This is a genomic window from Wolbachia endosymbiont (group A) of Crataerina pallida, from assembly GCF_964028475.1.
In the GTDB taxonomy this organism is placed as follows: Bacteria; Pseudomonadota; Alphaproteobacteria; order Rickettsiales; family Anaplasmataceae; genus Wolbachia; species Wolbachia pipientis.
Genome location: NZ_OZ034785.1, coordinates 34,463 through 46,854 on the forward strand (window position 1 = coordinate 34,463; position 12,392 = coordinate 46,854).

Here is a 12,392-nt window from a genome sequence, read left to right on the forward strand (position 1 = left end):
GTGGATTTTAGTCAAATAATGAAACAAGCGCAAGAGATGCAAAAAAAGCTTGCAGAAGCTCAAGAAAAATATGTTGGAAAAGAGTTTCAAGGTATTTCTGGTGGTGGCAAAGTTTCTGTATTAGTGGAAGTCATAAAAATAGGTAGCTATAAAGCTAAAAAGGTGAACATAGACTTAGAACTTATGAGAAATGAGGAAAAAGATATAGTAGAGGATTTAGTAACAGCAGCGTTTAATGATGCCGTTAAAAAAGCAGAAGAAGATATGGCGAATGCAACTTCTGATCTTGCAGGTATGATGGGTTTACCATCTGGGTTTAAACTTCCTTTTTGAATTTACTACTGAAGTTTCTTTTAGTGTAAGTATTTTTTTTCTAATATTCCCAACGCTAGTACTTCTTCATATAATGTACCTATACTAGCATAGCCCTACGTCATACCGTGATTCATTCCACAACTGTACAAACATTGCAATATGGCACATAGTAAACGATGTCATTCCAGTCTGGAATCCAGCCTTGCCGTAATCTCATCAAGAACATTGTGTTTTAACATAAAACGGCTACTTTTATGCTTACCAACTTAATAAAATTCCTGGATCCCAGACTGGGATGACAAGAAGATGGTACTTGGATAAGAGGCATTGCCCTCCTGGTAGGCCCAAATTGCAATGTTCGTACAGTTGTGGATTTCTCATCCGCTAACAAGCAGCGGAATGACGAGGTCTTTCGATAGTAAATCTTACCTGTGTTAGCTATACCAAAAAATCAAGAGTAAAAAAGTCGTATTTATTCATTAATAAAATCTTTGTCTTCTCCTAAAAATTAGTTAAAATGTAGAATATTTTGTGTTATTAAGTTAGCACTTGACTTAACTTTAGTTGTTACTTAGACTGCTAAAGTGGAATTTTAATTTTTTTACGAGGACAATTATGCATTATAAAAAGTTTTTTTCAGCAGCCGCTTTAGCAACGTTGCTAAGTTTATCAAACTCTGCTTTTTCAGATCCTGTTGGTCCAATAAGTGATGAAGAAACTAGCTACTACGTTCGTTTGCAATACAACGGTGAATTTTTACCTCTTTTCACAAAAGTTGATGGTATTACCTATAAGAAAGACAAGAGTGATTACAGTCCATTAAAACCATCTTTTATAGCTGGTGGTGGTGCATTTGGTTACAAAATGGACGACATCAGGGTTGATGTTGAAGGAGTTTATTCATACCTAAACAAAAATGATGTTAAAGATGTAACATTTGACCCAGCAAATACTATTGCAGACAGTGTAACAGCAATTTCAGGATTAGTGAACGTGTATTACGATATAGCAATTGAAGATATGCCTATCACTCCATACATTGGTGTTGGTGTTGGTGCAGCGTATATTAGCACTCCTTTGGAACCCGCTGTGAATGATCAAAAAAGTAAATTTGGTTTTGCTGGTCAAGTAAAAGCTGGTGTTAGTTATGATGTAACTCCAGAAGTCAAACTTTATGCTGGAGCTCGTTATTTCGGTTCTTATGGTGCTAATTTTGATGGAAAAAAAACAGATCCTAAAGATTCAACCAGACAGGTTACTGATGCAGGCGCATACAAAGTTCTTTACAGCACTGTTGGTGCAGAAGCTGGAGTAGCGTTTAATTTCTAGTCTATCTCAGTCTTGTTATCCCAGTGAGTTTTTTCTTGCCATCTAAGTGGCATGACACTGGGATCTAGAAAAAAGAAATGTGGATTCCAGTGTCAAGGCACTGGAATAACACTATTTGCTATGTGTTTAAGCTATAACGTTTACCATTGTACTGGTAGAATATCATCTAAGGTTACATAATGTTATCCAATTAGCTAACACTGCGGCCTACTGTCTCCAAGAAATTAGATGGAAAATTTGTACTTTTTTCAAATCAAAGCTTGAATTTTTGCTGGAAAATCAATATATTATATGCATGAAGTTTTGATTTAAGTTGTTATGTTGACCTCAATGGCAAACTTATGTGTCGATAGCAGAACCAATCTCATGCAATATATTGCTAGGGTGCAAAAATTTCCTATGCTGTCTCAAGAGGAAGAGGTACGATTAGCAAAAAATTGGAACCAATATAAGGATGTTTCTTCTGCTCATAAATTGATTACCAGCCATTTGAATTTGGTAGTGAAAATTGCAATGAAATTCAAAAATTATGGGCTATTGTTGATGGACCTGGTTATGGAAGGAAATATGGGTTTAATGCACGCAGTGAAAAAGTTTAATCCTGATTTAGGGTTTCGTTTTTCAACTTATGCAGTGTGGTGGATTGAAGCTTCAATAAAAGACTTTATATTGAAATCTTGGTCGTTTGTGAAAATAGGCACAACGCAAGCACAAAGAAGATTGTTTTTTAGTTTACGTAAAATAAAAAAAAGAATTTTACAGTATACAAACAGGGAAACTTTAAATAATGAAGAAATAAAAGCAATATCTAATGAGCTTTCTGTATCCGAAGGAGACGTTCTGCAGATGAATTACCGTATGGCTTGTAAGGATCAGTCGCTAAACGATTGCATAAAAATAGGTGATGACTCTAAAAGGGAGTTGCAAGATATGATCCCATGTAACTTGGTCAGTCAAGAAGTAACCTATCAGAATCATGAAGAAAAAGAATTAAAAGAAACAATTTTAAACAATGCACTAGCGAGTCTCAACGAAAGGGCAAGAGACATTTTTATCAGTAGATATTTGTCTGAAAACATTCAAACTCTGGATGAACTTAGTAAAAAATATTGTGTTTCAAGAGAAAGAATAAGGCAGTTGGCTGAGCAGGCGATGGCTAAGGTAAAACAATATATACAATCTGAAAGTTTGAAATTTGGTTTGCATGCGTAGTTTTTTTATATTTCTAATATTTTTTTCGATAGGCGCTTTTGCATCGGTTAGTGATGTACAATTGAAGGAAAAATATAAAGATTGGCTCGTGTATACTGCATTGGAAGATGGAGAGAAAGTATGTTATATTGTATCCTATCCTAAAAAAAAAAGCGAATATTATACAACCAATCGCAAGCCGTATGTAATGGTTAGTTATGTTGATAAAAAAGCAGATGAGGTAAGCGTTACCTCTGGTTTTCAGTATGATAAGGAGCCTGTAGCTCTCAATATCGACAAAAAAATTAAATATACACTGCCCATAATACAGGGAAGTTTTGCGTGGGCGGAGCATACAAAAATAGATCAAGATCTCATTCTAAAAATGAAGCAGGGATTATCAATGGTAGTTAATGGAAAAACAAAAACAGTGACCATTGATGATACTTATTCCCTACTTGGTTTTCAAAAAGCGTATCAAAAAATGCATGATTTATGCCATACAAAGTAAATTATTGTAACAGAATACCCAGCTATAGTATAAACTAGACTACTCTTTCAATGGAAATATAAATAGCACTTTACTTTATATGGGATGTGGATATCATTTAAAATATATTTTTGAGAGTTAGCAATGTCAGAGGTTGCAGGTGTAGATACAGAAATCAAAAAGCAAAATTCTGTGTGCGAGCAGATGCGTTTTAGCGTGAGCCGCACAAGTCTTTTAAATACATTATCCAGAGTAAGTGGAGTGGTTGAAAGGCGTAATGCAATAGATGTTTTGGCGTGTATAAATATCAAAGCACAACACGGCAGCATAAAATTAATGGCAACTGATCTTGACATTTCAATGTTTGCCTCACTTGCTGCAACCGTATTAACAGAAGGAGAAGTAAAAATTTCAGCGCATACTTTACATGACATAGTGAAGAAGTTACCCGCTGATTTGGATGTCAATTTTGAAGTAAACAACCAAGGAAAATTATTGATGTCTTGCGGAAATGCAAACTTTTCTTTACCGAATGTAGTTTCAAGCAGCTTTCCTGCTCTTGAAGAAGACAATTATAAACATGATTTTACTCTACTAAATACAGACCTGATAGACTTATTAACTAAAACAAAATTTGCTGTATCACTAGATGATACAAGGTATAATTTAAATGGAATATATCTACATACAGATGAGCAATTTCTGTACTGCGTTGCAACTGATGGCCATCGTTTATCATGTATAAAGAGGCCAAAGCCTGGGAACATCAATGGCGAATTTGGTGTGATCATTCCACGTAAAACTGTTATGGAGCTGTTAAAAATATTGGACGATTGTAATGAAATTAAAGTAAAACTCTCAGACAGAAAAATCAAGTTTACATGCGGTGAATATATTCTAATATCAAAATTAATAGATGGAACTTTTCCAAATTATAAAGCAGTTATTCCAGCATCTCAAGATAAGCATATGATTATTGAAAGTAAAAAACTTTCAGACGTTATAGATCGAGTTTCCGTTGTTGTATCTGATAAAGTAAAATCTATTAAATTCTCACTACAAGAAAAGCTGCTAACTCTGCATTCAAACTCCCAAGAGTGCAGTGATGCAACTGAATCCATAGAAGTGGACTACAATGAAGCCCCTATAGAAATAGGGTTCAACTCGCGTTATTTACTTGATGTTCTATCCTGCATAAAAAATAAATGTAAGTTTAGCTTAGCCGATGGTAATAGTGCTACAATTATCACTGATGAAGACGATTCAAGTGCATTATATGTAGTAATGCCAATGAGAACTTAAACTCGTCATCTCGCTGCTTGTTAGCGGAATCTGGAGATACCGTGGCGGTATGGCACTTATTTCACTAGCTTTTATTAAATTAGTAATCTATCTTTACCAAATATAAGCCAAAAGGTGGTGCAGTAACTCCAGCGGCACTTCTTTTGCATTGGTTTAATATATTTAGCATTTCTTGCGGATTGGTTCTATTTTTTCCAAATTCAACTAAAGTACCCACAATAATCCTCACTTGGTTATGTAAAAAGGAAATAGCAGATATTTTGATGTGTATATGATTCCCATTTTGTATTATATCGATATCATCAATTGTTCTTATCGGATTTGCGGCTTGACAATCTTTTGAACGGAAACTTGAAAGGTCATGTTTTCCAAGTAGATGTTTAGCAGCTTCACGCATAATATTTACATCAAGTGGGCTAAACACTTGCCATACATAACCCGTCTCCAGAGCGGCAGGAGCATAGCGATTAACTATTCTATATTCGTAATATCTTTTTTTTGCTGAAAACCGTGCGTGAAACGCATCATCTACAACTTCTGCATTAAGCACGACTATAGGAATTGATTTTAAATGATAGTTTATTGCATTCCTTATTCTATAAAGCTCAAATTCCTTTTCCATATCAAAATGAGCAACTTGTCCTAAAGCATGAACTCCTGCATCAGTCCTGCCACCACAGTACAAAGTAACTTTCTCACCACTAAAATTAAATATAGCATTTTCTATCTTCTCCTGGATTGAGTTAGCAGAGTGTTGCTGTTTTTGCCAACCAGAGAAATTACTACCATTATATTCTACCGTTATTTTGTATCGCACTGCATTACATCAAGCTCTATCTAAAATAGTCATTTTCTATCTTAACATAATTTATGGTCAAGCCTACGGTGCTGCCACTCCCATAAAGTAGTTCGTCCAATCTTAAATCTTGCTGCCACTGCTTCTCTGCTTTCTCCTTCGTCTAGCGCCTCCATTGCTTTTTTTCTTAAATCATAACTATATGCTGCTGGCATTCAACCTCCTTATCATTATCTATCCTTATCACATCCGGACTTCTATGAAAAGAGCTATAAATCGTGAAAAAGAACTGCTCATTAAGTGCTGTTTGCTTAATAAATTTACTGACATTGGTATGGCTAAATTCGAAATGGCTACATGAATTTATCGTAAATTATTACCGTATAAGGTACGATGCGACAAAGCCATCCCAGTGTCAGCTACTCGGATGACACCGTCATAAAGGAACCAGTGTTAGCTACTTGGATGACAACCATTGTGCTTGAGGCAAAATTGACTATCACTTCTTTTTATAGAGCTTGCTCCAAACTTTGTTGTTAGTTAATACAAAAAACACTGTTAAAATTATAAAATACGCCACTACTTTTAATCCAAGTTTATGCCGGCGCTCTAATTCTGGCTCTGCTGCCCATTGTAAAAAATTTATCACATCATACGCCATATTTTCAACTGTGGCTTGCCTTGCACCATCATATTCCACCATTCCTTCAGAAAGTGGTGGCGCCATAGCTAATCTGCCTGTTGGAAAATACGAATTAAAATATAAATCATTTTCATCGTGTTCGCCGTTTTGATAGCCTGTTAACAATGAATAGACATAATTTGCACCATCATGCCTTGCTTTAATAATTAATGATAAGTCTGGTGGGACTGCACCATTGTTGCTTGCTGCAGCTGCTTCTTTTGTATCAAAAGGCGCAATAAAATAATCCGAAGGTACTCCAGGTCTGTCAAACATTTCACCCAAATCATTCGGACCATCTTTAACTTGATAAGAAGCTGCTATTTGTTTTACATCTTCTTCAGAAAAACCGACATCTTGCAAATTACGAAATGCTACCCTATTCATTGAATGACAAGCAGCACAGACTTCTTTATACACTTTATAGCCACGCTGAATTGACTCTCTATCGAAAGATCCGACAATTCCATCAAATTTCCAGTCTATTTTCTTATTTGGTGATGATTTAAATTCTTCTGCAGATATAAGACTAGATAGAAATAACATGCAGAAGATTGCAAATACATTAGATCCCATGCATAACCACTGTTTTAGTAAATTTCGAATTGATGTCATGCAAGTAGCTGACACTGGAATCCAGCTTATTTCATCACTGACATTATGGTTATCATGCACTCCTAGAATCTGTTGTCCATTGCATGATTTGTAAGTATTTTTATACCTGGATCCCAGTGTCAAGCACTGGGATGACAACGGAAGATAGTGGAATGACACTGTGTGTTGTATACAACGTTCATACAATTGTGTACATGATGCTGGAATCCATTTATTTTTTTTCTGGATCCCAGTGTCAAGCACTGGGATGACAAAAGAGGGCTCTGGGATGACAGAAGAGAGCTCTGGGATGACAGAGAATTTTGTAAGAGATCTGCTTTGAATTGACATCACCTCATCTCCGGCACAGAATCACTTAAGGTTTTTGGTGGTTCTTTTGGCTTTTCATACTTACTAAGCAGTGGTAAAACTATCACAAAGTATGCAAAGTAATAAAGAGTAGATAGCCTACTCATAGTGATGTAAGGCTCTTTTACCTCTTGTCCTCCAAGCCAGGCAAGAAGTACAAAATTTATTGCAAAAACCCAAAAAAATTTCTTAAACACCGGGCGATAAGCACCACTTTTAACTTTTGATTTATCAAGCCAAGGTAACAAAAACCACACTAAAATAGACGCAAACATGGTAAGCACACCAGTAAGTTTATCTGGAATTGAACGTAGCATTGCATAAAAAGGTAAAAAATACCACTCTGGCACTATATGTACCGGAGTGACCATAGAATCAGCTTCTATATAATTGTCTGGATGCCCAAGATAATTGGGAGCATAGAAAACAAATGCGAACAAAACTACAAAAAACAGACCAAAAGTTATGCAATCCTTGACTATATAATAAGGATAGAGAGGGATGGTATCCTTATCTGATTTTACCTCCACTCCACTTGGGTTACCAGAGCCAAACCTATGCAGAGCTATCACATGAAGCATAGCTAAAGCAATAATAACAAAAGGCAGAAGATAATGCAGAGCGAAAAAACGGTTAAGTGTTGGGTTATCCACTGAAAAACCACCCCATAACCATATAACTATTTTATTGCCAATTAAAGGTATAGCAGAAAATAAGTTGGTTATAACTGTTGCACCCCAGAAACTCATTTGTCCCCAAGGCAATACATATCCCATAAAGGCAGTTGCCATCATTGCAAAAAATATAAATATTCCAATAAACCACACCATCTCTCTCGGTCTTTTATAAGATCCGTAATATAATCCACGCATTATATGAACATAGACTACCATAAAGAAGAGCGATGCTCCAACAGCGTGAGTGTAGCGTATTAACCACCCGTAATTCACATCTCGCATTATGCGCTCTACACTATTAAACGCATAATCAACATGCGGAGTGTAGTGCATAGCAAGAAATATACCTGTTATTATTTGTAAAATCAGCGCTATACCAGCCAAAGAGCCAAAGTTCCAAGCATAATTTAAGTTTTTTGGCACTTGGTAAGAAGCAGTGTGTCTTAGAAAAGAAAATATAGGCAATCTATATTCTATCCATCCTAATATGCCTTTTTCTTCTTTTATTGTTTCTTTTTTGTTATCTTCCTGCATAACTTAAACCTTTCTGAACACATGTCCATTGCTACTTTTATCTTATTTTTTTATTGTAGCAACTTATCCTTTACGCACAAATAAAAACTTTAAAGCAATATTAATTACCTCTTCAGCAACCTGTCACGTGCTGCGTTTAATTTTTGTGCAAAATATTCCGAGCCTCCTTTATCTGGGTGAACTAATTTCATTAAATTTTGATATGCTTTATTGATTTCATTTTGGTTCGCTCCAGAATCTATTCCTAGCACTTTAAATGCTCCATCTCTGAACATGTTACTACTACCAGACTAGTATGATTTTGTCTTGTAAATTTATTCAACAACCCTATTCTAACTATATAATGAAAAATTATCTACAAAGTGTTTATGAAGATGGTATGAAAATCCAACTATCTAAAGTCAACAAATATTTATTAGTTTTACTGATTACTGTCTCAGCATTTCTCATATCTGGGCAAGTATCCAGTTCAAGCAATATCGAGAATGATTTTCAAGATTTACAAGAAAAATTACCATTATTGAAAGATCAGGATTTGTTATTTTTAGATCCAGCTTCAGCTTTAAATTATGGTGATAGGGCAGGTAAAAAAGTGTTAATGGTTATAGTTCACCATACTGAAACATCAACACTAAAAGGTACAAAAGATACGCTGAATGCTAGAGGATTGTCAGTTCATTTTATTGTCGATAGGGATGGCAGCATCACCTTAATGGTTCCATTAGAGAAAGAAGCATGGCATGCTGGTATTAGTTATGCAGGAGTTAAGGTAGATAGTAAGCTTGAAGAGTTACGGAAGCTTAACAACTATTCTGTAGGTATTGAAATTGTAAACACAGGACTTGAGCCTTTTCCGGAAGAGCAAATGAGATCTGTTAAAGAGCTGATTTTATACCTTATGGAGCGTTTTAAAATTAAAAGGGATATGATATTTAGTCATTCTGAAATAGGAACTATAGTGTATGATCCAGAGCTTGGCTATACAATGCGTAAACCAGATCCACACAAATTGTTTGATTGGGAGTTATTAGAGAAAAATGAAATTGGATTGCACATAAGTGACAGAATAAACCCTAAAGATGCTAAACACAAAATGGGCAAAACATTGTATAAAGCAGGTGATAGAAATGAAGGTATTTTGAAATTAAAACAAAGGCTGAACAGATTTTTCTATAAGATAGAACCTTGGAATGATAAGAAAGGTAATGTAATTTTTCCTGATAATAATGCTGATTACTCAGATGAGTTTGATGAGAATTTTGTATGGGTTATTTATCAGTTTTCAATACATAATTTACCAAGAGAAATTAGAAAAGATCTACCTCTTAAACTAGAACAAGCAGATATATTTCCTGAATTCTTTAGTGAATATAGTCATGGCATTTCTTCTAGTTATCTAACCTTTAGTGAAAAAATTAAATCGACTCTACAACCATGTTTAAGCAAAGTAGATTATGAGAATTTATTATCTTCTCTTGCACAATATGAGAATAACATTTCTCCTGATGCATCTACCACTTTAATGTACAAAATTAAGTTATACTATGATTCTTATTTAAGATATCGCATATGGTCTTCACTCTATAAACCATTTAAGCTTAATGTATTGGAAGAGTTAGAGATTTTAAAGAGTGGAGTGTTATCTTTAAAATCACTAGATAGCTCTAAAGCTGCAGAAGTTTCCAGTTTAATTGATAGCTTTAAAGTAGATATTTCTTTAGAATTTCAGGGTTTTGAAAAACAGTGGTTTCAGGAGTTTAAGAATGCTTGGAGACAAGAATTTATACCTTCCCTGGAAGAACAGATAACATGGACTGCACTACATGAAGCAATATTGGAGTATTTAGAAAAAGCAAAGGAAGAAATTCGTTAAACGAAAACTTTTTTTAAGATCACTTTTTTAGTCTGGTAGAGACTCATGACCTTGAAACCAGCGATTTGGTCTCATAACCATAGTCTCCCCAAAAGAACCGTGCTTGCGGATTTCCCGCACACGGCTCCACAATACAGCGTTCACACTAGTGCTCCTGTGTATAAAGAAACATATACCTTTGGTTTTGGTAATGGATTTACTTTTAAATAGTGTATAAATTGTTCCCAATCCATACTTTTCTTTTGACTACGTCGGTTTATCCACTTAAATGCTAACTTTGTTACCGGTCGATAGAATTGAATCAAACACCGATAATTTCCGCTAACTCCGAAGTAGCTATAGTGTCCTGTTAGTTTGGCTTTAAGTTTCTGCCACCAATCTTTGAGACAGATACGACTTCGTACCATCTTCAACCATTCTTTGATTTCTTTAATCTTTCTGGCTAGGCTTATTTTTGAAGTTTTCTGCTTCATCATAAGTTTACCATTACGACTTTTTCCACAATAATGTGTAAATCCTAGAAAGTTGAAGCTAGCCGTCCTACGTTTCTCTCTTTCTGCTTGATACCATTCTTTCTTACCAAACTTTACTATTTTTGTTTTATTTTCAGCTATTTCCAACCCAAATTTACTTAGTCTTTGTTTCAGTAATTCTAGAAATTCTTTTGCGTCTTCTTCCCTCTCGCAGCCAACTACAAAATCGTCGCAAAACCTTATTAGCTGTAAATATCCTCTGGCTTTTGGCTTAAATTTCTTTTCAAACCATAAGTCCAGCACATAGTGTAAGTATATATTAGCTAATACAGGGCTTACTATACCACCTTGTGGTGTGCCTTGATCGGTTGCTTTATAACATCCAACTTCGACTATTCCTGCCTTTAGAAATCGTTTTATTAACCACAATAAATTTGGGTCAGCTATTCGTTCCCTTAGACAATTCATTAGCCATTTATGTTGAACATTATCAAAGAACTTCTTGATATCCACTTCTACAATATAGTTAATTGGTTTGTGCATAACTGCTTTATCTAGAGCGTTTATCGCCTGATGACAATTTCTTCCTGGTCGAAATCCATACGAGCTGTCCATAAAGTTTGCTTCATAAATATTTTCTAATATCTTCTTTAGCATTACCTGTACCAACTTATCTTCCGTTGATGGTATTCCGAGACCGCGCTTCTCTTTGCTCCCGGCTTTGGGTATGTATACCCTTTTCACTGGTAGCGGTTGATATTGTTTTCTCTTCATACTATCCACTAGTGTTTTAAGTTTCTCTTCTAGATTTTCTCCATAAGCTTCCACTGTCACACGATCTATACCACAAGCCTTGTTGCGTTTTAGAGGTTGTCCGGAAACAAGTAAAAGGCTATAATATCTGAAATTTTAGTACGGGGTAAAGATGAGAAAAAAGTATCCAACAGATCTAAGCGAAAGGGAATGGGCAAGAATAGAAAAACACTTCAGAGTATCATACAAGAAAGGAGGAAGGCCGCCAAAGTATAGCAAAAGAGAAATATTAGAAGCAATTTTCTATGTATTGCGTACAGGGTGTCAATGGCGGTATTTACCAAATGATTTTCCGCTATGGAAGACTGTGTATGAGCAGTTCAGGCAATGGAAGAAGCAGGGAATTTTTGAGAAAATGAATTATGAAATTACAAAATATAGTAGAAGAAAAATAGGAAGGAATGAGCAGCCGAGTGCCTGTATAGTAGATAGTCAATCTGTAAAGACTACAGAAAAGGGGGGATCAAAGGCTATGATGGAAGTAAAAAAGTAAAGGGTAGAAAAAGGCATATAATTACAGACACTCAGGGTTTTATACTAGGTTGTTACGTAGGCGCTGCTAACGAAAATGATAGAGATGGTATTAAAATAGCATTAAACAATATGAGAACAAAATATACTAAAGTTAAAAAAATGTGGGCTGACATGGGATACCAAGGAAGAAATTTAAAGAATCACATAAAGGAAGAATATGACATAGATATTGAAATTGTTAAAAGGCCTCCATGTAGATTTTGGGTGCACAAAGATACGCCACCTGAGCTACTACCAACAAGAGAACAAGGGTTTAAAGTACAGCCAAGAAGATGGGTTGTAGAAAGGACTTTTGCTTGGGTTAATAGGAATAGAAGGCTATCGAAGGAGTATGATTTACTCACAACATCCACTGAGAATTTCATATACCTAGCTATGAGTAGGGTTATGTTAAAGAGGGAATATGCTTGAATTTACTAG

11 protein-coding genes and 2 pseudogenes are annotated in these 12,392 nt (G+C 35.3%); 7 read left to right on the forward strand and 6 right to left on the reverse strand.

What is annotated here, in order from left to right:
- The 5 genes from ABWU55_RS00160 to dnaN all read left to right on the forward strand — a co-directional run bounded on the left by ABWU55_RS00160 (window position 1) and on the right by dnaN (window position 4,627).
- Window positions 1-333, forward strand: coding sequence for a YbaB/EbfC family nucleoid-associated protein (locus tag ABWU55_RS00160; RefSeq protein ID WP_010963017.1), 333 nt, complete (start codon window positions 1-3; stop codon window positions 331-333).
- Window positions 334-930: 597 nt separating this feature from the next.
- Window positions 931-1,644 carry a P44/Msp2 family outer membrane protein gene (locus ABWU55_RS00165; RefSeq protein WP_138264894.1) on the forward strand — a complete coding sequence of 238 codons (714 nt, stop codon included), beginning with the start codon at window positions 931-933 and terminating at the stop codon, window positions 1,642-1,644.
- Window positions 1,645-1,962: 318 nt separating this feature from the next.
- Window positions 1,963-2,856 carry an RNA polymerase factor sigma-32 gene (locus ABWU55_RS00170; protein ID WP_010963019.1) on the forward strand — a complete coding sequence of 298 codons (894 nt, stop codon included), beginning with the start codon at window positions 1,963-1,965 and terminating at the stop codon, window positions 2,854-2,856.
- The gene (locus ABWU55_RS00175; protein ID WP_006279310.1) at window positions 2,849-3,346 is read left to right on the forward strand and encodes an invasion associated locus B family protein; all 498 of its coding nucleotides are present in this window, start codon (window positions 2,849-2,851) and stop codon (window positions 3,344-3,346) included. The genes ABWU55_RS00170 and ABWU55_RS00175 overlap by 8 nt, the downstream gene beginning before the upstream one ends.
- A 123-nt stretch (window positions 3,347-3,469) precedes the next feature.
- A complete protein-coding gene (gene dnaN, locus ABWU55_RS00180; RefSeq protein ID WP_038199350.1) occupies window positions 3,470-4,627 on the forward strand; it encodes a DNA polymerase III subunit beta in 1,158 nt (385 codons plus the stop codon).
- A 79-nt stretch (window positions 4,628-4,706) separates the two neighbouring features.
- Here the strand turns inward: dnaN and truA are convergent, their stop codons facing one another.
- From truA to ABWU55_RS00205, 5 genes and pseudogenes are all read right to left on the reverse strand, one after another.
- Window positions 4,707-5,444 (reverse strand): tRNA pseudouridine(38-40) synthase TruA, encoded by a 738-nt coding sequence (truA, locus tag ABWU55_RS00185; RefSeq protein ID WP_010963021.1) that lies wholly within the window; start codon window positions 5,442-5,444, stop codon window positions 4,707-4,709.
- Window positions 5,445-5,506: 62 nt separating this feature from the next.
- A pseudogene (locus tag ABWU55_RS00190) lies at window positions 5,507-5,638 on the reverse strand (IS630 transposase-related protein); the annotation flags it as partial.
- A 284-nt stretch (window positions 5,639-5,922) separates the two neighbouring features.
- Entirely contained in the window at window positions 5,923-6,681 is a 759-nt protein-coding gene (locus tag ABWU55_RS00195; RefSeq protein WP_010963022.1) for a cytochrome c1, read from the reverse strand.
- A gap of 368 nt (window positions 6,682-7,049) precedes the next feature.
- Window positions 7,050-8,279, reverse strand: a complete 1,230-nt coding sequence (locus ABWU55_RS00200) for a cytochrome b (protein ID WP_006280242.1) — start codon at window positions 8,277-8,279, stop codon at window positions 7,050-7,052.
- Window positions 8,280-8,383: 104 nt separating this feature from the next.
- Complete coding sequence (locus ABWU55_RS00205; RefSeq protein WP_010082675.1) at window positions 8,384-8,554, reverse strand: J domain-containing protein; 171 nt, start codon at window positions 8,552-8,554, stop codon at window positions 8,384-8,386.
- Between the two features lie 68 nt (window positions 8,555-8,622).
- On the opposite strand from ABWU55_RS00205, the gene ABWU55_RS00210 reads away from it, so the two are divergent.
- The gene (locus ABWU55_RS00210) at window positions 8,623-10,152 is read left to right on the forward strand and encodes an N-acetylmuramoyl-L-alanine amidase (protein WP_353286330.1); all 1,530 of its coding nucleotides are present in this window, start codon (window positions 8,623-8,625) and stop codon (window positions 10,150-10,152) included.
- A 140-nt stretch (window positions 10,153-10,292) separates the two neighbouring features.
- Here ABWU55_RS00210 and ltrA read toward each other — a convergent pair whose 3' ends face one another.
- The gene (gene ltrA, locus ABWU55_RS00215; protein ID WP_353286331.1) at window positions 10,293-11,459 is read right to left on the reverse strand and encodes a group II intron reverse transcriptase/maturase; all 1,167 of its coding nucleotides are present in this window, start codon (window positions 11,457-11,459) and stop codon (window positions 10,293-10,295) included.
- Between the two features lie 91 nt (window positions 11,460-11,550).
- On the opposite strand from ltrA, the pseudogene ABWU55_RS00220 reads away from it, so the two are divergent.
- Window positions 11,551-12,383 (forward strand): annotated as a pseudogene (locus ABWU55_RS00220) (IS5 family transposase).
- Window positions 12,384-12,392: the final 9 nt, after the last annotated feature.

What these genes read in the sequence shown, in the direction of transcription:
- ABWU55_RS00170 (WP_010963019.1), top strand. Translation starts at nt 1,963, where the DNA reads ATGTTGACCTCAATGGCAAACTTATGTGTCGATAGCAGAACCAATCTC.
- ABWU55_RS00175 (WP_006279310.1), top strand. Translation starts at nt 2,849, where the DNA reads ATGCGTAGTTTTTTTATATTTCTAATATTTTTTTCGATAGGCGCTTTT.
- ABWU55_RS00200 (WP_006280242.1), bottom strand. Translation starts at nt 8,279, where the DNA reads ATGCAGGAAGATAACAAAAAAGAAACAATAAAAGAAGAAAAAGGCATA.
- ABWU55_RS00205 (WP_010082675.1), bottom strand. Translation starts at nt 8,554, where the DNA reads ATGTTCAGAGATGGAGCATTTAAAGTGCTAGGAATAGATTCTGGAGCG.
- dnaN (WP_038199350.1), top strand. Translation starts at nt 3,470, where the DNA reads ATGTCAGAGGTTGCAGGTGTAGATACAGAAATCAAAAAGCAAAATTCT.
- ABWU55_RS00165 (WP_138264894.1), top strand. Translation starts at nt 931, where the DNA reads ATGCATTATAAAAAGTTTTTTTCAGCAGCCGCTTTAGCAACGTTGCTA.
- ABWU55_RS00195 (WP_010963022.1), bottom strand. Translation starts at nt 6,681, where the DNA reads ATGGGATCTAATGTATTTGCAATCTTCTGCATGTTATTTCTATCTAGT.
- ABWU55_RS00210 (WP_353286330.1), top strand. Translation starts at nt 8,623, where the DNA reads ATGAAAAATTATCTACAAAGTGTTTATGAAGATGGTATGAAAATCCAA.